Origin of the sequence: Candidatus Vagococcus giribetii, from assembly GCF_017316185.1 — a bacterium.
GTDB classification, from domain to species: Bacteria; Bacillota; Bacilli; order Lactobacillales; family Vagococcaceae; genus Vagococcus; species Vagococcus giribetii.
Genome location: NZ_JAFLVX010000009.1, coordinates 15,215 through 39,100 on the forward strand (window position 1 = coordinate 15,215; position 23,886 = coordinate 39,100).

A 23,886-nucleotide genomic window follows, 5' to 3' on the forward strand; every position below is an offset into this window, starting at 1 on the left:
CCGCGCACACTGATGGTGCCCAGATTTTAAATAATTATATCATAGTTTATGTGTTTTCTTTCCATTAAAGACTAAAGATTCCCTTAACTTCCTACTATTAGAATCTCTAATACCCTAATCCTTTCTAAATGACTTTGCTTTTTTTGAGTGTTATAATAACAAAAAAATATAAGATTAAAGGAGAGATTTTCCATTATGGTTGAAACAAATACAAATCATCAAAAGATTATGGTTGTTGGTAATGGGGCAGTAGGATCTAGCTATACCTTTGCTTTAGTTACTCAAAACATTGCCCAAGAAATCGGGATTATTGATATTGATACAGATAAAGCGATTGGAGATGCGATTGATTTATCACACGCATTAGCTTTTACTTCTCCTAAAAAAATATATGCAGCGACTTACGCTGATTGTCACGATGCTGACTTAGTTGTTATTACAGCAGGTGCCGCACAAAAACCTGGTGAAACACGCCTTGATTTAGTAAATAAAAACCTTAAAATATTTAAAAAAATTGTCGATGACGTGGTTGCTTCTGGATTTAGCGGTATCTTCTTGGTAGCTTCTAACCCTGTCGATATTTTAACCTATGCGACTTGGAAGTTCTCTGGTTTTCCAAAACACAGAGTTATTGGTAGCGGAACTTCTCTTGACTCTGCTCGTTTCCGCCAAAGTATTGCTGAATTAGTTGGCGTAGATGCTCGTAACGTCCATGGTTATATCTTAGGTGAACACGGTGACACAGAATTCCCTGTTTGGTCACATGCTAACGTAGCTGGTTTACAAATCTATGAATGGGTTAAAGATCACCCAGAAATCGACGAAGAAGAATTAGTTAACTTGTTCTTCCAAGTAAGAGATGCTGCTTATACTATTATTGAGAAAAAAGGAGCTACTTTCTACGGTATCGCTGTTGCTTTAGCACGAATTACTAAAGCTATTTTAAACGATGAAAATGCAGTACTTCCTTTATCTGTTTATCTGAATGGCCACTACGGCTTAGAAGATATTTTCATCGGAGCACCAGCTATCGTCAATCGCCGTGGTATCCAAAACGTCATCGAAATTCCTTTAACAGATGCCGAAAAAGAAAAATACCATTACTCTGCTGAAAAATTAAAAGAAGTTATGGATACTGCTTTTGAACAACTAGAACAAGAAAATTAATCACAACCTGGTATTAGCTAAAACAGCTAATACCAGGTTTTTGTTTCTAATAACATCGCATGGCGAATTTTATTAAAAGGGACTGCTACTTGATTAACATACAAATTGACTTCATCATATCCATCAATCACACCACACACATCAGGTAAAAAATCACCTTCAATATCTTTCATATTCAGCTGAATACTGACCTCTTTTGACTTAAATAACGCGTAGTCAATCACTTCATATAATTGTTCTGGGCTCATCTCATCTTTTCCTGCAATAGTTGCATAACGATTGTTTCGCTCCTTATCTAAAGTTGCTGTGTGTTCAGATAAATAAAACCCATTATACTTCTTCACGCCACGATCATTGTAATAAGCATTTAACTCCATGAAAATCCCTCCCCATTCTCTTTCATCATTAAACGATATCCCTCAATCACTCGTTCTGTTCTTTAAACGTGGTATAATAAAATTGATAGGAGGGATTTATATGCATGCTTTTTTATCAACCATCTTATTTATTGCTACTTTTATTCTCACTATTTTTGTCATTTGGAAACTCATTAAATACCTACTAAATAAATAGACGCTCAATGTATGACGCATTTGATGTCATACATTGAGTTTTTTTCATGACTATCTCTGACATCTAATCATAGATTAATCCATCATTCCCTCCAGCGTGCCCTCCTACTAAAGAAGCTCGCTTAATAGCGGTAGCTCCTTCTAAGTGACTACTGCCATGAACAATGGCCTCAAAACCGTACCGTCTTCTGATTTTATCTACAGTGGCATTCAGAGTGACTCTCGCTATCATCTCCTCAGGTTCATCAAATAAATTCAGTTGTAAGTGCTGACTATCTGTTAACTTGGAATAACTAACGGACAGATTTCTCACGGTTTTTTGCGTGTAAAAAGTGTCAAACAACTGTAAGCAATAACCACTTAGTAAGTCAGAATCATTAGTAGCTGGAATACTCATTTGCCGGCTAAACCCTGCTTCTATCTCGTTTCTCGAATAACCAACACTAAGTTGCACACAACCAGCTAATTTCCCTCGATGCCTGAGCCTTGTTGCAACCTGATCAGCCATTTCCCGAATGACTATTTTAATTTCTGATACATTTGTATAATCTCGCATCAACACTTGACTATTGCCAATGCTTTTAGACTTTGGCACATAAGTTTCTGATATATCCGCTCGATCAATGCCCCAAGCATGAGCCACTAATTGAGCTCCAATCAACCCCATAGACGCTTTCATCGAAAAAAAATCTGAATATGCTAACTCTTCTATGGAATAAATTCCTTTATTGTTTAATCGCTTCTCTGTTCGTTTATTAATACCCCAAAAGTCTGTCATCTTCTTAATTTTCCACACAGTTTGCGGTACATCTTCATAATGCCAAGTCGCTATCATATCCAAATTCCTCTTAGCCTCATTATCCAAAGCTAACTTACTTAACAACATGTTATCTCCAATACCAATCGTACAATAGAGACCTGTTTCTCTAAAAATATCTTGTTGAAACCTTCTCGCAAATTCATATGTAGAGAGACCAAATAAGCGCTTAGATGCGTTTAATCTGACAAAAGTCTCATCAATGGAATAAACTAAAATGTCTTCATCTCCCACGTAACGCCTAAAAATAGCATTAATTAGTAAATTTTTTTCAATGTACAAATTCATACGAGGAGGAACTACTAAAAGTCTTGAGTCCTTTGGAACATCATAATTTCTTGTCACATTCGTAATTCCTAGCTCTGTTTTAGCCATTGGAGAGGAAGATAGAACCAAACCGCCAGAGGACTGTTCGCCACTCATTACCACTAAAAGAGTTTTTAACGGATCTAAATCACGCTCAACACATTCAACACTGGCATAAAAAGATTTCATGTCGATACACAACATATCGTCACGTTTTTCTTTTTCGTAATTGAAATATTGTTCTCTATTTAGTGGCATATCTATTCCTTCTCTCTTATTTCCAAATCCCTATATAGCAAGGTTTATCCTGTTTTCTCACCTTGCCACATCACAATTATACGAACCTACGTTTGCTTTGTAAAGCGAACACGACAAAAAAGTACCTAACTAAAAATAGCTAGGTACTAAAAAGGAGTTGGTTTATTTACTTCGGGAGAGTAAAGTGGAATTGATAGGTTAGCATAAAAGCCAATAGATGATGTAAACGTATCTAATCTATTTAAAATCGGAAAACTTCATGAATCTCTCCTGATAACCTTCTATTTTTTTTTCTACAAAAGCGATAGTGTTATCTAAATTAGAACGTTGCTCGTTCAGATTTTTAATGTGAGCCTGTAGTAAAATCGTTCGGTCAAGTAAGCTACTATCTCCTTCTTCTTGTAATGCTGAAAACTGTTTTATCTCATTAATTGTCATACCTGTTTCTTTTAGTTTTAAGAGTAGCTCTACCCAACATAAATCTTTTTCCGTGTAATAACGGTAATTTTTATCAGTTCTTTTCGGGATTAATAATTGTTCTTTTTCATAATATCTCAGTGTATCAATTGTTAAACCAGTTTTTTGAGAAAATTCTTTAATAAACATTAAATCTCTCCTTGCTATAGAGTGTACTCCATAGTTTACTATTTTTATATCGAAAGGGGAAATTTTATGACTTATTTAAAAGAGGATTATTTATATTGTACCGCGATTCTTCAATCTACAAAGAAAGTACCGTATGAACAATTAATCAAAAAATTAGAAAAATTACAAGAGAAGACAACTACTGAGAAAGGGTGTATTCTTTTTGAAGTAGTTCCATTAAATAGAGAACTCGAGAGATTTGGACTTTGGGAAATTTGGAAGGATACAGAATCATTTTATAAGCATCATGAAAAAGAATATACTAAAGAGTTTTTTGCAGAACAACTAGATACAATTGAATTATTTGAAAGTTCGAAAGAGGTATCTCTGTAAAATGAAATTAGTAGAAAGAAAATATCAGACTGTTCATTTTGTTTTAACAAGCCTCATAACTACTGGTATTATGACTTTATTTCTAAATTTTCTTTCAAACAGAAAAATTGATTGGTTTATCTGGCTTAAGACATGGTCATTAGTTTTTGTTTTAATCTTAATTTTATCACGTATCATACCTAATCTAGTTAATTATATTTTGAAAAAATTGATATAAGTAATATCTTAGAGTCTATATCGATCTATTCAATCAAAAAAGTAAAACCCCGTTTGTTTGAGGTTTTACTTTTTTGTTTAATAGATATATTTTAACGTTACTATTCATTGTTAATACTGGCACTTGGTATAATATCTAACTATGTAAAACAAGGAGTTAAATAACTGGTTTTACTAAAATAAATTTAAAAGAAGAGCTAAGACAATCATTATTATTGTCTCAAATATGACTTCTATCCACTTCAATTCAGATTTTAAAAAAGTGTTGCCAGATTGATATTTCTTTGGTATTACATTAGATAATAGAGCAGCACAGATTACAAGCGAATAACTAACTAAAAAAAAACTTAGTTCGTGATTACTACTCATTAATTTTCGATTAAATGTTAAATAGAGAAAAAAAGAACCAAGTAATATTCTAACTATCTTTATTGTTTTCACTTGTTTTATGGACATTTCAATCACCCTTTATAAAGTTTTTTTATTGATTATATCATGTAATTAACTTGGTATAATCACTCTTATGTGAACCTGTTAACATAAGAGCAGTTAAACCAAGTTCAATCTATTTTTTTATAAATATAATGTGCCCAACTCCCATAAAAAATACTTAACAGAGCTAAAAGAATTAAAAGTATAGGTGGTAGAATAGGTTTTGAATCTACTAATAAACCTAATACCAGAAATATTAAAAAGAAGGATAACAAGAAAGACAATGTATGTGAAATAAATATAAACCATTTAGTACGCCAAAGCTTACTGTTTCCAAAGGTTTCTAATAAAGCAGAACCTATAAGACCAAGTTTCCAGTTCATAACTTAAACACCCTTTCAACTTTTTAATAAGTATAACCTAATTTTATTTTTTTGTCTGTAGTTTACATATGAGTGACTATACCAAGTTAATTTTAAAATGATATAATTAGCTTGAAGTACTATAAAATCAAAGGTAGTGATAAACATGAGTAAAGTAAAGCAAAGCAATTTACTGTGGGCACTATTTCCGAATTATATAGCTACAGTAATGCTCCTCTAGAACAACGATTTGTTAATGGAAAAGTAGCAATAATAAAATTTGAATCAGATGGTAAAACTATTTATTCTGAAAACAGAATATTTGTCCCGATGAATAGTCAGATTGGTGATCCTATTAAAATCTATCACGATAAAAATAATCCTCAAAAGATTTTTCGGATATTTTTCCAAAATTTAAAAAGAAAAAAAGCTACAAAGTAGTTATTTAACAGATTGATTTACATCAATTAAACGTTAAACCAAGTTGCCGATATCAGCAGGCTCAAATTACCGACTTTGTGAGCCCCTATTGATATACCTAAATTCTAGAAGAAGAGCCTTATTAAAAAAGGTTCTTCTTCTTTTTTATTCCATTCTGTCTTCTCATCCTAGACAACGATGAAACTAAACCTGATATAATAAAAGAGACTTATTTATTAGGAGGAGACATTATTGAAAAAGAACAAAATAATTTTTATCATCTTTTTTATCCTTGCCTTATTAATTGGAGGGATATACTTAACCATTCATATCGCCACACAACCTCCCAAAACAGTTCTTGTTAATGATACGAATACCAATCCAGTTAGTTATAAAGAACACTATTTCTTTTATCAACTGAAACATAAATTTCCCAAAACTTACTCTCATCTATATGACGGTGGTGAGCAAAGTCATTACGTTATTCCTGGACTAGAGCAAACTCAGGCCATTGTGCATTCAGGAAAAGACAAAGGTCAACTAGGAATTTCAAAGGATATGGATCCTCAAGGCATTGCTATTGTTGAAGACAAATACATTATTATCTCTGCCTACAGTAAAAGTAAACAATACAATTCCGTACTTTGGATGTTAGATAAGAAAACCGGTCAGTACATTAAAACAATTTGCTTAGATGACATTGATCACGTTGGTGGGATTACTTATGATAAAGAACATGATCAACTTTGGGTTGCTACCATTGATGCTGAAAAAGATGCTCAAGTAGAATCCATTAAACTATCTACTTTAGAAGACTATGATGTGAATAAAACTAAGAGTCCGATTGTTTTTGATTATCGTGTAGATTTAAACGATGTGAAACTAACCTCTTATCTAAGTTATCATGACAATGTGTTGTATGTTGGGTATTTTGATAAACAACAAAGTGGTCTCTTGGCCTCATTTCCTTTAGACACTAAAGGAAATTTGAATAAAACAGATGAAACAAAAGCAGGTGTAGAACCCGCACAAACTTGGAAAACATATGATGAGATTCAAGGTATTAGCTTTTATAAAAATAAAATATTGCTTTCTCAATCTTATGGTAAAGAAAACTCTCGTTTATATGTTTTTGATAATAACTTGGATGAACCTGGATTTGATTTAGATAAAGGAGATAGCATTAAAAGCATCTCTTTACCACCCTATTTGGAACAAGTGATTGGACAAGATGACCATGCTTATTTATTGTTCGAGTCAGCTTCCCATAAATACCGTAAACAAAGTGACCTGTTTCATATGGACCGAGTGATTAAACTTAAAGTTGAAGATGACAACTGATGTGACTAGGCAATAAAAAAGTACCTAGCTTAAAAATAGTTAGGCACTTTAAAGATATTAATTGATCCATGATATGATAAAGAAAAAACAATGGAGGGATTTTCATGTCAGAAAAAGAGTTATTAAAGTCAGAAAAAATCCGTATCAAGAATGATAAGTTGCGTGCAAAAGGTAAAGACCCTTTGAAAGGTTCTAATCCAATGATTAATACAGGTATGGTTGGAATTAATAAAGCTAATATTGGGATTAAAGACAAAGATAACGCCAATTATATGGCAAACCCTAATTCTAAGAATGAAAATAACGATTAGGTCCTTTTTCAAAAAAGTTAACAAGTAGAATCATTTTAATGACAATAATTAACTGCTTTTGATTACCTTTCATTAGTAAGCCACCCCTTTTTCCTCAGTACAGCATACTGGTTTATATAACAGATTTTTCGATTTCATAGTATTTGTTCTATGATAAACTTTAATTGTCCATTTTCATAAGGAACCTCCTGTATAATTGATATTTTGTGGTCGAAAAAACAAATATATCTTATTATTTTAGGAGGTCTTTTTTATACCAAGTTGAAAATTCTTTAGAACCACCCACATAACTGGTGATTTTTAAAACATACAAAAAATGCCCACAACGATGCAGTTGTGAGCACTTATTCTTAAAAAAACATTTTACTATTTTAGTATTAAATTTCCAATAAAAATATTTTCTTTCATTTGTCCGTAATCATTAATGTTTAATTTTTCATAACTGTCATTTGTTATAATCACTAATATATCACTTTGTTTATTTTTTTCTTCTAGCATTTTCAAATTAACAGTAGCTAAAAGGGTTTTATTATCTACCTTATCTCCTTCTCTTACAAAAACTTCAAAAGGTTCTCCACTTAATTCAACGGTATCAATTCCAATATGAACTAAAATTTCCACGCCTGTGCTACTTTTTAATCCTATTGCATGTTTCGTTGGAAATATAGATGTCACTTCTCCTTCAATAGGTGAATAAACGTTGGAATTTTTAGGTTGAACTGCAAAACCATCACCTAACATTTTTTGAGAGAACACATCGTCATTAACCTCTGTAATTGGTATCAAATTCCCTTCAGAAACACTATATAATTCTAATATTTTAGATTTCTTCTGTAATTTTTTAAATAAATTAATAGTTCTCACTCCTATCTCTAATTCTATAAATCATTATAATTTATTTGAACTATTCCTAATCTATCCATTTCATCTTGAACATCTTTGTCTGTTAAATATTCAACTTCTTCAACTCTAGGTACAAGTAATGATGAATTATTCAAAATAAAATGATCTAGATAACCTGGATGAAATACAATCATGTCTACTCCATCATCATGTAGATTGTTCAATACTGATTCAACAAATTTATATGGATCATAATCCTTTTCCATTGCACCCATCCACATATATACTTTATTATCATTAATATTAATTGAACTATCTGTTGGTAAACTATTAGGATCTGCATCCATTGGTACTCCTGAGTATTTCAAATTATGTTCTTTAGAAAATTGTTCTAGTGCTTCAAAGAATATTTTATTAGAAATGGCGTGTCCTTCAAAATAATCTGGAACTCTACCAAATAATTCTATAAATTTCTTGAATTGCGCTTCAATCTCAATTAGTACTTCATCTTTTGATAGAGAATCAATTTCTGAATTTCTATAATCACTTGATTTTCTAAAATTCCCTTTGTCATCCACAAGTGTTGGAATCTTCTCAATAGGAGAAATAGGTTTCCCAACACAAATATTAGTATGCAAACTAAATGCAATCGGCTCTTCTTTTAATAATCTAACGCCATGTTCAGTAGCTGGCATATTCACCATTACACCTACACTCTGAATCATTCCCTCTTTCACTGATTTTTCTATACCATAATTGACCGCTTCTGAGTATCCTAGATCATCAGCTCTAAATAATATTGTCTTTTTTAAATTATCCAATTGAATCCGCTCCTTTTTCTTCAAGTCCTAGCATGTATGTTGCTATTGCAGCTACAATAATACTGATGACACAAGTTATCACACCATTAACCAAATTTTTTGTACTACCACCTACAAAACTTGCCAAAGCTGTAAAATTTGCTACAGGAATTAATGCATACGCTGTGACATTTGTAATTCCTGCATATAGACCTCCTGCAAAAGCTCCTATCATCATTCCAATAAACGGTTTTCTATAACGAACCCCAATGCCATATACGCCTGGTTCCGTAACACCACCTATAAAACACGCCACAACAAAACTGAACGCAGTTGCTTTATTTTCTTTATTCTTCATGTATAAAAAAGCTCCCAAACACATTCCAACAACAGCCATACTCGAAGCAATACCTGCAGGAGCTACCATTGCCTCTTGACCATTTTGAGCAAAAACTGTAATCATTGTTGTTATCATTAGTAAATGCATACCTGTCATAACTACAAATTGCCACAATGCAGCAATAATTGGTACTGCTAAAAATCCACCTATTGAATCTAATGATAATAGTCCCTTACTTATATATTCTCCTAATACAAATCCTAGTGGTCCAAAAATTCCTAAACTAAGAGGAATCATCACTACCATTGTCAGTGTAGGTACTAAAATAGTTCCTAGCATAGACGGGATTACTTTTTTAAAAAATTGTTCTACATAAGACATTACCCAAATTGATAAAATCATAGGTATTACAGTACTAGTATAATTTTGCGGTGTAATTGATAACCCAAATAATGATAGCTTAGTTCCAGAATCAATCAAACCTATAAAAGTTGGATGTATTAGAATTGCTCCTAAAAACAAACCTAACACAGGAGTAACTCCCATTTTCTTACTTGCTGTGTACCCTATAAATACAGGAAAAAAATAAAATCCTGCATCACCAACAAATGTTAATAAGGTGTAAATTGAACTACCTTCAGAAATAACTTTCAACATTGTTGGACCAAGTATAACTACTAACATTTTAAACATTGATGCTGCAATTAAAACTGGAATTAAAGGTGTCAAACTACCAGCTAATGTATCCAAAATTTTATTTCCATAATATTTTAAGTTTTTATCTTGAGTAACTGTTAACTTATCATCTGTTTTATCTCCATCAATTTGAGCTGTTTCTAGTAATTGATTATATACTTCCCCTACAGATTGGCCTATAATAACTTGATACTGCCCTCCAGATTGAGTTATTCCAAGAACACCTTTCACATTAGAAAGTGCGTCATTATTAGTCTTACTTAAATCTTTTAAATTAAAACGTAATCTTGTCATACAATGAGTAACACTACTAATATTTTCAGCTCCACCTATATTCAACAAAATTTCATTTACTAATTTTTCATATTTCTTCATTAGATTTTCTCCTACACATTATTTTCATACAATCTATTTATATGAATTATTAAATAGACTAGTTCATCATCTTCCACATATTTATTGAAATATTGATAAACTAATTCTTTTACTTGATTTGTAACTAAAAAAACTTCACTATGTTGCTTTTTTAAATGATCTAGCAAGCTACCATTCTTACTAGTAATAGATTTTTCATTTTGTAATCGCTTTAAAAAATAAACTAGATGATTACAAAAACGATTGTAATGAAACTCCGTTTTATCAATAATTATTCCAAATTCCAGTTCTATAAGCTCTGTTATTTTATTTATTAATTCTTTAATAAGTATCTCTTCCTGTGTTTCCTTATATTCAAGTCTACTGTTTACAAAATGCATTGTTAGACTAGTAATCTCTCCTTCAGGTAAAGATATATTCTTTTTTTCTTCAATTAATTTTATCGACTTTTTTGCCAGCTCAGTTTCTTCAGGATGCATTTTAGCTATCTCGTAAGAATAGTTTAATGGCGTTTTTTTATTTTTCTGTAATCTTTGAATTGAAAAATTAATATGATCTGCTAAATTAAACACCAATGTAGTGTTTAAAGTTCCTTTTAATTCTTTATTCGCTTCCCTTACAATTTCCATACTAATATTAAAAATATCTTCTGGTACTTCTGTTAATAATAATTCAAAATACTTATCTAGCTTATAAAACGTCATATTAATTTTACTTAAATCTTCTAACTCATAAGGTGTTTTAGGAAAACCTATTCCATTGCCAAATGCAATAAGATGATTTCCCTTAGCATCTACACATTCAGCAACATTGTTATTAATTTTTTTAATAATTCTCATTCTAATTACCTCCAAAACAATAAAAAAATACTCTTCAAGTGCATAACTCCCCCTCTCTTTATGTTAATAAAAAGAAATGGTTATGCCTCAAAGAGTAACAATCCATAATTAATATTTATAAATATAATAAACCACATAATCAATATAGTCAAATATTTCTAAATATCTCCTAAATCATGCATTAACTTAAAATAAGAGTAAAATACTTACACCTATCTATTTAGAGGGAGACCACATAAGTTGTTGCTCTGATACTGAGCAGTTCCCTCATAGTCTAATAAGAAACTAATCCATTATTTTTTCATGCTCTTTCTTAAATATACAATTACACAGTATGAGATGATTATGACTGCTCCTAACACATACGCCTACGTATCCCGAAACAAAATTAAAGAAAAAAAGGGTTTCAGAATATTTCTGAGGCCCTTTTTTCATTCAAAATTCTTCATTCTACACACAACAACTATTATTTCATTAGATTGAAAATATCCGCCCAAACACTTTTAAACTCAGTAAAGGTTGGAATACGTTGTGTTTTCAGAACGTAATCTATGTTGCCTAATAAAATATTAGATAAGATAAGATAAGATAAGATAATTTTTTCAAATTCTTTATTACTTGCTCTTAAGTAAGGAGCATATATTGTTAATGCTTGTTCTTTTAATTGCTCATCAAAACTGTTTTTTCCTATATGATAAAAAGGATATACCAAAAGTCAGCTCAATTAAGCTCTAAAAAAGCTAGCGTTGTCGAAGTTAAATCTTTTCCTAAAGCAGAGGCTTAACAGCTGGTGCTTTACCTATCGCTCTTGGTGGTTGGATTGGTGCAGTTGCCATCGCCAATGTCGTGAAAGGTAAAAAAGAAAAATTCTGGGCAGTTATTAGCTTTGCTATTATTGGTGGTTTAGGACTAGTTGGTGTCATTCAATATAGTATCGGAACTTTTGATGGTAGCTATTTCTTAACCTCATTAGGTGCCATGCTAGGTATTGCTGCAACAGGATTTTTTGTCTTAGGTATCATAGAAATACTAGGAACACCAGGTCTCGGGATCGCAGCGGTTATAATAATCTTGCTAGGTAACCCTCTATCTGGTCTATCATCTGCACCAGAAATGTTACCAGCTGGTTGGGGAAGTCTTGGACAATTATTACCTCCAGGAGCTACAGGAACACTCCTTAGAAACATTGCCTTCTTTGACGGTAATGCTATCATGCAACCTGTGATAGTGCTCTTATCTTATGTTGCTGTAGGATTATTGTTATTCAAAATTGGTAAAAAATCAGAAGTAAGCTTATAGAAACTATTTAGTTGTTATTAGGACATAAAAAAAGAAGTACCTTGATAAGGTTCTTCTTTTTTGGTTTTTATCTCATTCCTATTTGAAGAATTTACTTTCCCCCATCTTCAAATAAGCTGAAATTAACATTAAGAAAACACTGAATTAGTCCATCTTATTCCAGAGCCATTAACTCTTCTACGTAAGCATCCATATGTTTCCAATAAAGCTCCATATCAGCTAGTTCTGTTAATTCTTTACTAAACAACTTAATAGATAAATTTTCTTCTAATTGACGAAAAAGGGAAACCAAAAAATGATCACTATCTTTCACATCAATTTCACGTTCTAGCAAATAATTAAAAAAACGATTATAAACTGTTTCAGATAATTCATTTAGTAACTCAACTTGATTGATTTTTGCTTCTAAGTCCATCAGCGGCATCTTTACAAAGTGCTTTGATTCTTTGGTCATGTTTGTCCTTCCCTTCCCACTTATAATAAAATCAATATATCACACTCTTAAGAATGAACCTTTTTAGGCTTTTTTTTCACGGATTCGTCTTAGACTCAATTTTTTGTTTTGCTAACGAAAAACGAACTCCTTTAACTCCTATTACTTTATAACTAAAAACAGTCGTCTCTTATTTTTCTCTTTTCTTCAATGACTACTCTCTAATGACAAACTGAACAGAATTCACTCCACTCTGTTCAGTTAATGGTAGTTTTAGTTATTTTTTTATCAGAAAGTTTCTGTTGATTGTCAAAACATAGGTAGTTATTTTTCTTTTAAAAACTTTAAAATAACACTTTTTATGTTAAATTGAATAGTAAGGAGACGTTACATAGAAAGGAGTTTGTACACATGGTTAATCAGTTTATTAAACAGGCAACTATTAATTTGACTGGACTTATCTTAACACCCTTTTTACTAGCTATCGGTTTTATTGGATTATCTAAAGAATGGGGCGTTGGTTGGATTTGGCTACCTCTAACTGGTCTACTTAGTTTGGTAGCGATGTTTGGTTTAGACACCGTTAAAGAGCTATTACAGCCAACTAGTAAACCACGCATTAAAAAAATAGTGAAATGGGTTGTGATTTCATTTGCTTTAGCAGCGGCTAGTTTGCAATTAGGTAAATTAATCGGTGTTGAAGAAGCTAATGCTAATCCGATTGGTGCTCTACTAACTAAAGACACCTTAGGAGGACTTAAAATTCTAGCGACAACATGGATTTCCTTAATCGGCGAGGAGCTATTTACAGCGGCTGTATTCTTTCCAGTTTTATATTTTTTAGCTAAAAAAATGTCCCAAAAATCAGCCCTCTGGCTAGCTATTATTATCAGTTCTCTCTTTTTCGGTGCTCTACACTTACCAACTTATCAGTGGAATTGGTTTCAATGCCTCGTTGTTATCGGGCTTGCTCGGTTTCCTTTCACCCTTTCATGGCTTGATACAAATAGCCTTAGAGGCGGTATTTACGTTCATATTTTATATGATTACGTCATTTTTGTTCCTATTTTTATTATGGGACTATTTGGATTTAGTTTATAAAAAACAAGCACATTCTATTTAAAGAATGTGTTTGTTTTTTTTATTTATTAGGAAACACTACTCATTCTTGTAACGTTTCAGATACTTCACTAAGACAAAAGCTAGTAAGATAATCCCAATATAACTTAGTAAATTGGTAGATACTTCGTCTGTCTGAGGTAACGTCTTACTTGATGATACTTTATTTTTAGAAGGAGTTACCTGCTTATTCGTTAAACTAACTAATGGTTTTTCTTCAGGTTTCTTAGGAATCTCGGTTCCTATCTCAGGAACTGGCTGACTCTTTTGACTGTACACATATACGACTGTCTGACTCCCCTCAACATACGCACCTGTCGGATTGCCTGTCACTTCTTTAAAGTCATAACCTGAAATGATCTTTTGTTCTGTTGTATAGCCTTCCCCTACTTTACCACTCGTCACATTGCGTGACGCTATTTCTTTGCCTGATTCGTCTACATATTTTGTGATAACCTCGCCCGTTAGAATCGGTTCTGGTTCATTGACTTTGCTGTAAACATAAACAATTGTTTGGCTTCCTTCGACGTACACACCTGTCGGATTGCCTGTCACTTCTTTGAAGTCATAGCCTGGAATTGCCTTTTGTTCTGTTGTATAGCTTTCCCCTACCTTACCACTCGTCACATTGCGTGACGCTATTTCTTCTCCTGATTCATCGACATACTTCGTGATAACTTCACCTTCTAGGATTGGTTCTGGTTCATTCGATATGCTATACACATAAACAACTGTCTGACTTCCTTCAGCATACACACCTGTCGGATTGCCTGTCACTTCTTTAAATTCATAGCCTGGAATTGCCTTTTGTTCTGTTGTATAGCTTTCCCCTACTTTACCACTTGTTACATTACGTGACGCTATCTCTACTCCTGACTCATCTACGTACTTCGTAACTACTTCGCCTTCCAGGATTGGTTCTGGTTCATCAACTTTAGTGTATACATAAATAATTGTTTGGCTTCCTTCAACATACACGCCTGATTGGCTTCCTATTACTTCTTTAAAGTCATAACCTGGGATGATTTTTTGTTCTGTTGTATAGCTTTCCCCTACTTTGCCACTTGTTACATTACGTGACGCTATTTCTACTCCTGACTCATCTACGTACTTCGTAACTACTTCGCCTTCTAAGATTGGCTCAGGCTCGTTTGTTTTGCTATAGACATAGATAACCATTTGACTTCCTTCTGTATATTCACCTACTGGATTGCCTGTTACTTCTTTAAAGTCATAACCTGGGATAATTTTTTGTTCTGTTGTATAGCTTTCTCCTACTTTGCCACTTGTTACATTACGTGACGCTATTTCTTCTCCTGATTCATCTACATACTTCGTGATGACTTCGCCCTCTAAGATTGGCTCAGGTTCGTTTGTTTTACTATATACATAGGTAACTGTCTGACTTCCCTCAGTGTATTCACCTGTTGGATTACCTGTGACTTCTTTAAAATCATAGCCTGGAATTACCTTTTGTTCTGTTGTATAGCTTTCTCCTACTTTGCCACTTGTCACATTACGCGTGGCTATTTCTTTCCCTGATTCATCTACATATTTTGTGATGACTTCCCCTTCTAAAATGATTTCTGGCTCTTGTTTATAGACAAACGTTACTACGGTAAGACCTTCTTTAAAGACTCCCGACTCTAGACCAATGACTTGGCTCAAGACAAATCCTTTAATGCTCTCAGCCTTCGCTAAATAGCTATCCCCAATCTTTCCCTTAATATTAATAGGAGCTAATAACGGCTTACCTGATTCATCTTCAAAATTAATTTGAAGTTTTCCATATGTCGCTTGCCACTGCGCATAAAATTGGACCACATCGTCCTCATTAACCTCAATCTCACCATTTAGATAATCAGCATAGGTATGTCCTGAACCATCTTTTTCTGTGTTCCAACCAACAAACGTGTAATATTCATTAGTTGGTTCTGACACTTCTTCAAGGTATTGACCTAAGAATAGTTCCTTATCATCAGGAAAATTCTCAACAACTTCATTTTCTAAGTTTTCCAAAAACTGAATCTCATATTTAGGTGCTAAAATAGTCGCTACTTGGCTATCAAATTGTGTTAAATCAACAGGAAACCCTTCTTTTACTTGATAGGTATTTTTTATTTTTGCCCCAATTGTTTCAGGTGTTATGGGAACAGAAACCTCTGTAGCATTTGCCTCACCTATTTTTTCCCACGTTGCTCCATCGTCATAGCTAATAGAAAACTGAGTTGTATACTCCTTCATTGGTGTTTTATAATTATTTACCCATTCAGATTGTGCCACCTCCGACTTAAATGTAGCCTGTTCACCTATTCGATCCTTCACATCTACTGGGTCTGTTAGATCTGCATTGATCACCCCACGAAATAGATTGACTGAATGGAAATAATACCCTGTACGGATACCGTGTCTTTCAGTCACACCGCGATAAAAATCTAAATCAAACGTCATGATTAGTTTAAAGTTGTAGTTCATTTTTTGAGTGAAATCAAACTTGATTACAGGAATCAAGTCCCCATCTTGATAACTCACCTCGTAACTCGTTAATCCCGAACCATACTCTGGTTTAAATTGAAAGACGCGCTGTTTTGTCACTGTTTCAATCGGAACATACTGTATCTCCGCGTCTCCCACAACTTCCATATCAATTGTTTTACCTTTTGTCTGATACATTTTTCCTAGTGTAGAAGTTAAATCTTCAGATATAGTAAACTTCTTTTCATCGCTATTAAATTTAACCAACTCACCAAAATTTCCAGGAGAGGTATCTGTTACGACTTCATCTCGATCATTTAACCCTAAATTAATGTAAGGATATATTAAATAACCTTCTTCTAGCTCATAACCATACTGCTTAGCATAGGATTTCCCTGTAATTTCGACTGTGGTTTCATATTGAAAAACATAATTTGTTCCATCTGGTTCCTTAGTAATCTTCATCTCTCTCTTATTACCAAAGTATGCTCCTTGAAATCCAGTGAACTCATTTTCGTAATTCAATAGTTCCTCACTAGCATTTACCGTTGTTGAAAAAGAACACATCAAAATTGTAACCAATAGACCTAACAATACTAATATTCTTTTTTTCATGTCGTATCTCCTCTTTTCATATGTCATTTTTATTAACCCATTTATAGTGAAAAAAGTAACAAATAAAGATTGATTGAGACTATCCCTTATATAAGTCTAGTTTACACAACATAATCCGGTCTTATTTCCATGTTTATTTTACGTAGAATAAACATTATGATAAAATATTCTGTTATACCACCTTTAATCAAACAAAAATAAACCACCTAAACAACAATATTCGACTCCTTTAACACCTAAAAAAAGACGATGAACGTGAGATTTTCTCACATCCATCATCTTTTTTGTAGTTATTCATAAAAAACAGCTTGTTCTCTGGCTTCCTCTATTTCCCAATCATCTAGAATATGCTCCCAGTCTTCAACGTTACCTTCTGTAATAACAACGTCCTCAGCAGGCGCTTTAGGAACTTCTGATGGTACAGTCACTTTTTCAGAACTTTCACTGCTCTCAATGATTTCTTCCTCTTCTGGATAGGCATCCTCATAAGCGATATTAAAATACGTCAAATTAGACTTATACCCTACTAAATTGTCAGCATTAGACACTAATTGAAGGCGAAAACTACCATCTCCAGAGCTAACATAGTCGGTAAAGTTAATTGCTGAATTAGCAGTCAACTCACCAGTGTTTTCATTATAAGAAATCTCACTTAAAGAATACAATGAAAGATAGACAGAATCTGTGTCGACATAATAACTATCCAATTCCACCTCTGACGCTTTCGGATACTCTGTTTCTTCAGAATCTTTTACATGTAAAATAAAAGTTAGTGACACTTTATCGCCTTCTTTAATTTTATATCTTTTTTGTGGCTCCTGATCTTTTTCAAGTTCTTCCGCTTCACGAATAAACTCATTTCCTTCACTGTCTTCAAAAGAAACTAACTTAGCTGTGTGAATGATTTTAGCTTGTTCCTTAGCATATTCTTCATTGGCCTTACTTTTTTCTATTTCAGCCTGTTCTTCAGGTATTGGCAACTTACCCACTGTTAACATAATAATCGTAAAGATAATGGCTATTATCCAACCAACACCCTGATAATTCTCCGAACGACAAAAAAGAACATAAATAAAAAAAAGCCCAAATGGTAAAAATGGATTCATTAAATAACCTGTAAATACATAAAGAAAAAAGATTCCTACAAACATCAAAATAATAAATAACCACAAACTTGAAAGTATCGCAACTGTATCTGCAATAGCTTGAAAAAACTTTCTCGTGAAATTCATCAACAAACTCCTAACAAACGCTATTTTTTATAATATAACACAAATAAAGATGTTTTAGTTTATTAATCCTCTGCATCGAGGGACAAAAATAGACTGTGATATAAGTGAAAAAACTTATACCACAGTCTATTACTATCATTTCTAATGTCTATAAATAACTTGTTCTTTATAACTATAAAATTGTGATTTATCAGTAAAATCTGCTCGGTAAGACCCATTTAATCCGACTCGTTTACTAAATTCTGCTAGATCCATCATCGCTTTTTCTTCAAGTGGCCCGTAAGTTACCTTCCCCTTTAGAGAGGTTAGCCTAATGTAATTCACTAATCGAATGATTAATGCTTCAGGGTTTTTAGCCGTTTCCAGATTTTTGTATACTTGAAGTAAGACATCAGTTATATCTAATAGTTCCACCGATTGATTCTCTCTTTTTTTCAAACTGTTATACAAATAATGGATTGTTTCTTTTACAGGATCTATTTGTGTCATCTCTGTCCATCTTCTTTCTCATGACTTGATACTAATTTTCTATCTATTATAAATCAAAGACGCTATTATATAGAGTATCCAAATGTGTGCTGGGTAAAAAATATAAAAGAACGACTTCATACTCTTACCTTTTTCTCCATTGTATAAAAGAATCGGAATAATGGAGAATATCATCATCCATTGGGTATTCATACTAAAAGCTAGCCCAGGTGCTCTCATGAAATATAGGACTGCTACAACCGCAATGGCAACACACTGCCAATTTTTATTTTTTCTAAGCAGGTACATAATAGGGATAAGATATACCATGAGAGTATTCTCTGAAAAGAAAGTCATCGGGATTACTCCAGCTAAATTGATTAATACTAAGTTTCCACTGGATACGCCTGCAAAAGCTACAGCTGATAAACCAAGTGGCGCTACTAAACAAAGTAAACCAATGAATAAGTAACTGATTTTTTTCTCATTCTTAAACCTAACTAACCAATCAATACCATACATTGCCAGTGCCCCAATAAAGAGATCAGCAAATATATTATTCATTAGAGCCATATCTCCTAAAGAAAAGAATTTCTGCACAATAGAAGATCCAACGTTCATTCCCCAAAAGCCAATTAATAATCTAAATAAGTACTTCGATTTGTTTCTTGTGTGACTAAATCCTTCCACACTGACAAAGAAAAACAAAGTTGCCACAGGTCGACCAAACCAATCCAACCACATTGGCGCTCCCATATTTGCAAACATCTGGTGAACATGGTCAATAAACATTAAAACAATACCCATCATCTTTAAATCAAATGTTGTTACTCCCTTTTTCCTTACATCACCCATCATAAGTCCCCCTTTGTTCATTTCAATCTGATTAACTAGCATCATACCCTGATAGCTCGTTTAATTATACGAACAATATTGTAAGGTGCTTAACTTCCAAAGAGAGCTTAGAGTAAGGTAAAAATAACGATTAATACAATTAAAATAGCAATCAACGGGATTACTAACAGTCTATTTGGCTGTTTTCCTTTTTGTTCTTCCTCACTCATTAATATATATTGATAGGTGTCGTTAGTTAACATGATCTTTTTAGCATACGGACAGATAGGAACAATTTTTCTATTCTCTTCTTTTGCTTTCTTCACTGCCAGATCAATTAACTTCTTGCCATACCCTTTTCCTTCAAATCCCTCATTAATTTGTGTATGGATAATCATTAGAGCGTTGTTGACACCTGTTTGGAAACTAATTTCGCCTACCACTGTCTCTTCTTCCAAAATGATTATGCTATTAGCTTGATTTTCTACTTTCATCTAACTTCCTCCTTTTTATGACTGCTCCATTCTCAACTCCTACAATATGTCATTTAATTGTATCAAACTAAAGTAACCCCTTCACTACGATAGTTATTCTATATCATTCATAATGAGTCATTATTTTCATCTAAATGACGGATAAATAAACAAATTGAGGAACAATGACAAAAAATACTAATTCATGTAGACTACACCTATACATAACTAGATAAAAATGAGGTGACAGGTAATGGATACACTTATTTTAGTAGGTGCTTTAATAGTTGGTATCGGCTTGTTAATCCAACTAATAACAGCTAAATGGAGTTGGCGATTAGGCGGCTACTACACATCTAATAATAAACCACTCTCTCTTTTTGGTTGGCTGTTAATTATTATCGGGATCTTCATTATTGTTCTCAAAGCAAAAATGAATGGACAACTTGGGTAAAGATTATAAACAAAAAGTCGCTAATGCCTTATAAGGAAAAGCGACTTTTATGACTCATATGCTTGAATCTGTTTTTTTCCACCAACAAAGGTTGTCACAAAAATATAGATTAAGGATAAGGCAATAGCTATCACAGAAAGACCATAATTACCTTTAAAACTATTAACATTGTCAGAAAACAGGCCTATCTGTATGGTCTTAATAACTGCTTCATAAAATATTATTTTTCCAAGTACACTGCCAATTACCATAGACGTAACCGCAAATAACGTAACTTGACAGGCATAAAAGAGTGTTAAAAAGGAGAGTGTTTCTCCCATTAATGCCATGCTTTGGTAATCTTTTTGCTGCGTTAGTAAAAACTGTTTAAAACTCTTTTTCATATTACCAATTGTAAGTAGTATTAAAGCAACGAAAATAAGAAAAGCTGCTATTTTAAAGATTGTCATTGCCATAATAGGCGCACCACTCATTTGAATTTCAATCAAGTCAGTTTCCTCTTCAAGAGACTCAAGCATTTGTTTCTGAATATGACTAAAAAACAAATAGCCGTTAAAACTAAAAAAAGAGATAATAGCTAACAGAATAGATAAAACAAATGTCCCAACTATTCCTTTTGTTCTCATTAGATTTTTCAAACTATTTTCTAAAAGATAGACATGTTTTATCCCCATAACTAAGAACTCCTTCTTGAAACACTAGTTGCTAGTTATTTTAACATAATATTGTATCTAAAAATCCCTAAACCATAAAGGCTTAGGGATTTTTAACTTTATTCTTTTTTCTTCTTTTCTTTGACTGTCACTTCGTCTGGCAAGATGAATGTCGTGTTGCCTGAATTCAATTCTTTTAACAGCTCTTTACTAAAATTTTCTTTTAGGACTAGTTCACGATCAGTTTCTTGATGAGGGTTATCTACAGGGACAGGTGGATTAGGGATATACGGATTATCACTAGACATCAAATCACCTCTGCTCTCTATTAGTTACCTTTATTATACCATCATTTATATCTAAAGAGTTCTTATTACTCTAGAGTTATCTCTTAGCAGAGCGTGATACACGACTCATTGTGTGTCGGAGGCCTCTAATAGCCACAGACATGGCATAAATATTTTCTAAAGTAGCTACTCCTGCAGCATAACCTCCGTCTCCAATGTGTTGGATATCTACTCCTGCAATCTTATTCCGTAAAGCAATCTGCTTAACTGTTTCTTGATCAGCGCTCTCTTGACTCGTTCCAATAGCTGACATTGTTAAAGCACCATGTTCCTTAGCGTATCGGACACCTGAGATTAATTCTTCATCTGTAAATCCAGGAATCGACCCCACAGCTGGCATCAAAATAACATCTGCACCAGCTTCTACAAATTGTTTTATCACTTCAAGAGAAACAACAGGTTCACTAACCCCCGCTCCATGCATTTTCCCAGCAATAACCAAACCAGAAAAATGTATTTTAGCTAATTTAATCGCTTCTACGATACTTTTATTCGTAACTCCTGTTCCAGGATTTCCTGTTAAGCAAATAAAATCTAACCCTAAGTTTTCTGCTAATGACAGTGTTTCTGCTGAACAAGCTCGGCCTTTTGGTATCTCAATACGCTGTTCCAACAAGTCTGCTGTATTATCAACCGGCTCTAAATTAATACCGATTGGGCGTCCTGTATAATCTCTTACTGTAGTAACTAATTCTTCTGCAGGCACATCTGTCAAACCGTTGATGTGTGGATGGTAACAATCAAATCCATTCATCAAAATTAAGTCAGCTCCATATGAAACCGCAACTTCAGCATTAGTGATGTCTCCAATAATCGGCTGCATGTTACCTATTACTTCACTACAAATAATTCTTCCCTCTGAAGCTTTAATTGACTGTTTTAATTCTTGTGCATTCATTGACAAAATATCGCTAGCATTAGCGCTTAAAAAACGTTTAACCATGATTAATAATCTCCTTATAATTTATTTATCAACATTTTTAAGGGCATACATATCTGCCGCTCTTAAGAATGGTACATAGATAAGTACTGAACTAACTAAACAGACTAGTCCGAGAATTAGACCTTGCCATGTTCCTCCTGTTGCTAGAAACGATTGAATCGGTCCAGGAATTGTCCACGGAACAGCAATTCCTGCTGGAGCTACAACTTTTAAAACTACTGTTGCAATATAAGCAAATGTCAAACTAACAATAGGTGTTAGAATAAAGGGAACTGCTAAAATTGGATTTAACACAAGTGGTAAGCCAAAAATAATAGGTTCATTGATATTAAAAATCGCTGGTATTAAACCTAATTTAGCAACCTCACGATAATCTTTTCTTTTAGATACCCATAAAATAGCAATCAACAAACCAAGAGTCATACCAGCACCACCCATATAACTATAGATACCTGATAACATACCGTATGTCGTTGGATAAGGAACTTCTGATAGAGGTTGACCTGATAAAATGTGTTGACTATTCATTAAGTCTGATTCTGAGAAAATCGCACTGATAATCGGGTTTAATGTTGCTGGACCATGAATACCAAAAAACCATAATAGTCCTAGCATAAAAGTGATTAAGTAGACACCAAAAATATTAGCCCCTAACTTTCTAAGCGGTGTTTGAATCCACATATAAATAATTTGATTCATCCCATCATCTGCAAATTTAGTTCCGATGAAAGCAACTATGGTTGATACTAATACAATAATTAAAACGGGAATAAGAGCTGAAAAAGAGCGACTTACAGCTGGTGGAACCATTTCTGGCATTTTAATTTGTAATTTTTTATTATTTGTCAACTTAGGTAAAAATTCTCCAATTAGACAACCAACAATCATGGCTAAAAATAACCCTTTTGCCCCTAAATAATCTGTTGTTAAAAACCAACGTTCATCGAACGCTTGTGGTTTGGGATAAATAATCATAAAGCTTGCTAAAGCTGTAATACCAACAGTAGTAGAATCAGCTTCATGAAATTTAGCTAAATGTTCAGCAACTAAAAACACAATAAATAATGACATGATATTAATTGTTCCATACATCACCGTTGATAATACACTTTGAGCATCGGCTAAGTTTGGAAATAGTTTAGGTAAAAATAATAGTTTTGCTAGAAAACTTGTAGGATCAAGAATAAGTGAGTTAATTAATGCCACTATCGAAGTTGCCATTGTTAATGGAAATGTTAAGATAAACCCATCTCTAATCGCTGCTAGAAAGCGGTTACCATTTAAGACAACAGCTATTGGAACAATTCTTTTCTCTAACCAACTAGTAAAATTTTGCATGTAAATCTCTCCTTTTTATTTATAACACTATTCTAGTTCGAATTATTTTGGTAAACAATTCCATTTATTTAAAAGTATACTAGTATACTTTTAAATGCTATATTAATAAGCAACAGAGTTCTATAGGAGG

At 33.1% G+C, this 23,886-nt stretch carries 26 protein-coding genes; 7 read left to right on the forward strand and 19 right to left on the reverse strand.

The genetic code is table 11. From position 1 onward, the window contains the following. The first annotated feature begins 195 nt into the window (after positions 1-195). Positions 196-1,167 carry an L-lactate dehydrogenase gene (locus DOK76_RS02790; protein WP_206964830.1) on the forward strand — a complete coding sequence of 324 codons (972 nt, stop codon included), beginning with the start codon at positions 196-198 and terminating at the stop codon, positions 1,165-1,167. Positions 1,168-1,193: 26 nt separating this feature from the next. On the opposite strand, the gene DOK76_RS02795 is transcribed toward DOK76_RS02790, so the two are convergent. The 3 genes from DOK76_RS02795 to DOK76_RS02805 form a co-directional block, all read right to left on the reverse strand. Beyond that, complete coding sequence (locus DOK76_RS02795; RefSeq protein ID WP_206964831.1) at positions 1,194-1,544, reverse strand: hypothetical protein; 351 nt, start codon at positions 1,542-1,544, stop codon at positions 1,194-1,196. A 259-nt stretch (positions 1,545-1,803) separates the two neighbouring features. After that, positions 1,804-3,120 (reverse strand): Y-family DNA polymerase, encoded by a 1,317-nt coding sequence (locus tag DOK76_RS02800; RefSeq protein ID WP_206964832.1) that lies wholly within the window; start codon positions 3,118-3,120, stop codon positions 1,804-1,806. A gap of 237 nt (positions 3,121-3,357) precedes the next feature. After that, positions 3,358-3,726, reverse strand: coding sequence for a MerR family transcriptional regulator (locus tag DOK76_RS02805; protein ID WP_206964833.1), 369 nt, complete (start codon positions 3,724-3,726; stop codon positions 3,358-3,360). Between the two features lie 66 nt (positions 3,727-3,792). Here DOK76_RS02805 and DOK76_RS02810 point away from each other — a divergent pair, with 66 nt between their 5' ends. Beyond that, a complete protein-coding gene (locus tag DOK76_RS02810) occupies positions 3,793-4,098 on the forward strand; it encodes a putative quinol monooxygenase (protein ID WP_206964834.1) in 306 nt (101 codons plus the stop codon). 776 nt (positions 4,099-4,874) lie between these two features. On the opposite strand, the gene DOK76_RS02815 is transcribed toward DOK76_RS02810, so the two are convergent. Then, positions 4,875-5,129, reverse strand: coding sequence for a hypothetical protein (locus tag DOK76_RS02815; RefSeq protein WP_206964835.1), 255 nt, complete (start codon positions 5,127-5,129; stop codon positions 4,875-4,877). A gap of 651 nt (positions 5,130-5,780) precedes the next feature. Between DOK76_RS02815 and DOK76_RS02820 the strand changes: the two genes are divergently transcribed. Together DOK76_RS02820 and DOK76_RS02825 are read left to right on the forward strand one after the other, a co-directional pair. Beyond that, positions 5,781-6,869: a hypothetical protein gene (locus tag DOK76_RS02820; protein ID WP_206964836.1), complete on the forward strand. Its 1,089-nt coding sequence runs from the start codon at positions 5,781-5,783 to the stop codon at positions 6,867-6,869. Between the two features lie 104 nt (positions 6,870-6,973). Continuing rightward, positions 6,974-7,180: a hypothetical protein gene (locus DOK76_RS02825; protein WP_206964837.1), complete on the forward strand. Its 207-nt coding sequence runs from the start codon at positions 6,974-6,976 to the stop codon at positions 7,178-7,180. Positions 7,181-7,546: 366 nt separating this feature from the next. On the opposite strand, the gene DOK76_RS02830 is transcribed toward DOK76_RS02825, so the two are convergent. The 5 genes from DOK76_RS02830 to DOK76_RS02850 form a co-directional block, all read right to left on the reverse strand. Next, positions 7,547-8,044 carry a PTS sugar transporter subunit IIA gene (locus tag DOK76_RS02830; RefSeq protein WP_370590083.1) on the reverse strand — a complete coding sequence of 166 codons (498 nt, stop codon included), beginning with the start codon at positions 8,042-8,044 and terminating at the stop codon, positions 7,547-7,549. A 14-nt stretch (positions 8,045-8,058) separates the two neighbouring features. Further along, positions 8,059-8,844 (reverse strand): ChbG/HpnK family deacetylase, encoded by a 786-nt coding sequence (locus DOK76_RS02835; RefSeq protein WP_206964839.1) that lies wholly within the window; start codon positions 8,842-8,844, stop codon positions 8,059-8,061. After that, a complete protein-coding gene (locus tag DOK76_RS02840; RefSeq protein WP_206964841.1) occupies positions 8,837-10,234 on the reverse strand; it encodes a PTS transporter subunit EIIC in 1,398 nt (465 codons plus the stop codon). The genes DOK76_RS02835 and DOK76_RS02840 overlap by 8 nt, the downstream gene beginning before the upstream one ends. Before the next feature lie 11 nt (positions 10,235-10,245). After that, the gene (locus DOK76_RS02845; RefSeq protein WP_206964843.1) at positions 10,246-11,073 is read right to left on the reverse strand and encodes a PRD domain-containing protein; all 828 of its coding nucleotides are present in this window, start codon (positions 11,071-11,073) and stop codon (positions 10,246-10,248) included. A 466-nt stretch (positions 11,074-11,539) separates the two neighbouring features. Further along, positions 11,540-11,785 (reverse strand): hypothetical protein, encoded by a 246-nt coding sequence (locus tag DOK76_RS02850; RefSeq protein WP_206964844.1) that lies wholly within the window; start codon positions 11,783-11,785, stop codon positions 11,540-11,542. 134 nt (positions 11,786-11,919) lie between these two features. Between DOK76_RS02850 and DOK76_RS02855 the strand changes: the two genes are divergently transcribed. After that, complete coding sequence (locus DOK76_RS02855) at positions 11,920-12,372, forward strand: hypothetical protein (RefSeq protein ID WP_242542181.1); 453 nt, start codon at positions 11,920-11,922, stop codon at positions 12,370-12,372. A gap of 154 nt (positions 12,373-12,526) precedes the next feature. On the opposite strand, the gene DOK76_RS02860 is transcribed toward DOK76_RS02855, so the two are convergent. After that, a complete protein-coding gene (locus DOK76_RS02860; protein ID WP_206964846.1) occupies positions 12,527-12,826 on the reverse strand; it encodes a hypothetical protein in 300 nt (99 codons plus the stop codon). A gap of 390 nt (positions 12,827-13,216) precedes the next feature. Between DOK76_RS02860 and DOK76_RS02865 the strand changes: the two genes are divergently transcribed. Beyond that, positions 13,217-13,906, forward strand: coding sequence for a CPBP family intramembrane glutamic endopeptidase (locus DOK76_RS02865; RefSeq protein ID WP_206964847.1), 690 nt, complete (start codon positions 13,217-13,219; stop codon positions 13,904-13,906). A gap of 57 nt (positions 13,907-13,963) precedes the next feature. Here DOK76_RS02865 and DOK76_RS02870 read toward each other — a convergent pair whose 3' ends face one another. The 5 genes from DOK76_RS02870 to DOK76_RS02890 form a co-directional block, all read right to left on the reverse strand. Next, a complete protein-coding gene (locus DOK76_RS02870) occupies positions 13,964-17,014 on the reverse strand; it encodes a MucBP domain-containing protein (RefSeq protein ID WP_206964849.1) in 3,051 nt (1,016 codons plus the stop codon). A 290-nt stretch (positions 17,015-17,304) separates the two neighbouring features. After that, positions 17,305-18,246, reverse strand: coding sequence for a hypothetical protein (locus DOK76_RS02875; protein WP_206964851.1), 942 nt, complete (start codon positions 18,244-18,246; stop codon positions 17,305-17,307). 141 nt (positions 18,247-18,387) lie between these two features. Then, positions 18,388-18,735: a bacteriocin immunity protein gene (locus tag DOK76_RS02880; protein ID WP_206964852.1), complete on the reverse strand. Its 348-nt coding sequence runs from the start codon at positions 18,733-18,735 to the stop codon at positions 18,388-18,390. A 39-nt stretch (positions 18,736-18,774) separates the two neighbouring features. Next, on the reverse strand, positions 18,775-19,569 hold the full coding sequence (locus DOK76_RS02885) for a TraX family protein (RefSeq protein ID WP_206964853.1): 795 nt from the start codon (positions 19,567-19,569) through the stop codon (positions 18,775-18,777). Between the two features lie 107 nt (positions 19,570-19,676). Next, a complete protein-coding gene (locus tag DOK76_RS02890) occupies positions 19,677-20,042 on the reverse strand; it encodes a GNAT family N-acetyltransferase (protein WP_206964854.1) in 366 nt (121 codons plus the stop codon). Positions 20,043-20,274: 232 nt separating this feature from the next. On the opposite strand from DOK76_RS02890, the gene DOK76_RS02895 reads away from it, so the two are divergent. Further along, positions 20,275-20,475: a hypothetical protein gene (locus tag DOK76_RS02895; protein ID WP_206964855.1), complete on the forward strand. Its 201-nt coding sequence runs from the start codon at positions 20,275-20,277 to the stop codon at positions 20,473-20,475. 47 nt (positions 20,476-20,522) lie between these two features. Here DOK76_RS02895 and DOK76_RS02900 read toward each other — a convergent pair whose 3' ends face one another. From DOK76_RS02900 to DOK76_RS02915, 4 genes are all read right to left on the reverse strand, one after another. Then, a complete protein-coding gene (locus tag DOK76_RS02900) occupies positions 20,523-21,149 on the reverse strand; it encodes a hypothetical protein (RefSeq protein ID WP_206964856.1) in 627 nt (208 codons plus the stop codon). Positions 21,150-21,247: 98 nt separating this feature from the next. Continuing rightward, complete coding sequence (locus DOK76_RS02905; protein WP_206964857.1) at positions 21,248-21,436, reverse strand: hypothetical protein; 189 nt, start codon at positions 21,434-21,436, stop codon at positions 21,248-21,250. A 76-nt stretch (positions 21,437-21,512) separates the two neighbouring features. Further along, positions 21,513-22,418 (reverse strand): DUF7916 family protein, encoded by a 906-nt coding sequence (locus DOK76_RS02910; protein ID WP_206964859.1) that lies wholly within the window; start codon positions 22,416-22,418, stop codon positions 21,513-21,515. A 21-nt stretch (positions 22,419-22,439) separates the two neighbouring features. Next, a complete protein-coding gene (locus DOK76_RS02915) occupies positions 22,440-23,756 on the reverse strand; it encodes a PTS sugar transporter subunit IIC (protein ID WP_206964860.1) in 1,317 nt (438 codons plus the stop codon). Between the last annotated feature and the right edge of the window lie 130 nt (positions 23,757-23,886).

Bases quoted from the DNA above. Each gene is read 5' to 3' on its own strand.
- DOK76_RS02870 (WP_206964849.1), bottom strand. From the start codon at position 17,014: ATGAAAAAAAGAATATTAGTATTGTTAGGTCTATTGGTTACAATTTTG.
- DOK76_RS02825 (WP_206964837.1), top strand. From the start codon at position 6,974: ATGTCAGAAAAAGAGTTATTAAAGTCAGAAAAAATCCGTATCAAGAAT.
- DOK76_RS02875 (WP_206964851.1), bottom strand. From the start codon at position 18,246: ATGAATTTCACGAGAAAGTTTTTTCAAGCTATTGCAGATACAGTTGCG.
- DOK76_RS02795 (WP_206964831.1), bottom strand. From the start codon at position 1,544: ATGGAGTTAAATGCTTATTACAATGATCGTGGCGTGAAGAAGTATAAT.
- DOK76_RS02845 (WP_206964843.1), bottom strand. From the start codon at position 11,073: ATGAGAATTATTAAAAAAATTAATAACAATGTTGCTGAATGTGTAGAT.
- DOK76_RS02840 (WP_206964841.1), bottom strand. From the start codon at position 10,234: ATGAAGAAATATGAAAAATTAGTAAATGAAATTTTGTTGAATATAGGT.
- DOK76_RS02790 (WP_206964830.1), top strand. From the start codon at position 196: ATGGTTGAAACAAATACAAATCATCAAAAGATTATGGTTGTTGGTAAT.
- DOK76_RS02880 (WP_206964852.1), bottom strand. From the start codon at position 18,735: ATGACACAAATAGATCCTGTAAAAGAAACAATCCATTATTTGTATAAC.
- DOK76_RS02810 (WP_206964834.1), top strand. From the start codon at position 3,793: ATGACTTATTTAAAAGAGGATTATTTATATTGTACCGCGATTCTTCAA.
- DOK76_RS02805 (WP_206964833.1), bottom strand. From the start codon at position 3,726: ATGTTTATTAAAGAATTTTCTCAAAAAACTGGTTTAACAATTGATACA.
- DOK76_RS02800 (WP_206964832.1), bottom strand. From the start codon at position 3,120: ATGCCACTAAATAGAGAACAATATTTCAATTACGAAAAAGAAAAACGT.
- DOK76_RS02910 (WP_206964859.1), bottom strand. From the start codon at position 22,418: ATGGTTAAACGTTTTTTAAGCGCTAATGCTAGCGATATTTTGTCAATG.
- DOK76_RS02815 (WP_206964835.1), bottom strand. From the start codon at position 5,129: ATGAACTGGAAACTTGGTCTTATAGGTTCTGCTTTATTAGAAACCTTT.
- DOK76_RS02895 (WP_206964855.1), top strand. From the start codon at position 20,275: ATGGATACACTTATTTTAGTAGGTGCTTTAATAGTTGGTATCGGCTTG.
- DOK76_RS02860 (WP_206964846.1), bottom strand. From the start codon at position 12,826: ATGACCAAAGAATCAAAGCACTTTGTAAAGATGCCGCTGATGGACTTA.
- DOK76_RS02890 (WP_206964854.1), bottom strand. From the start codon at position 20,042: ATGAAAGTAGAAAATCAAGCTAATAGCATAATCATTTTGGAAGAAGAG.
- DOK76_RS02900 (WP_206964856.1), bottom strand. From the start codon at position 21,149: ATGGGGATAAAACATGTCTATCTTTTAGAAAATAGTTTGAAAAATCTA.
- DOK76_RS02915 (WP_206964860.1), bottom strand. From the start codon at position 23,756: ATGCAAAATTTTACTAGTTGGTTAGAGAAAAGAATTGTTCCAATAGCT.
- DOK76_RS02885 (WP_206964853.1), bottom strand. From the start codon at position 19,569: ATGGGTGATGTAAGGAAAAAGGGAGTAACAACATTTGATTTAAAGATG.
- DOK76_RS02905 (WP_206964857.1), bottom strand. From the start codon at position 21,436: ATGTCTAGTGATAATCCGTATATCCCTAATCCACCTGTCCCTGTAGAT.
- DOK76_RS02865 (WP_206964847.1), top strand. From the start codon at position 13,217: ATGGTTAATCAGTTTATTAAACAGGCAACTATTAATTTGACTGGACTT.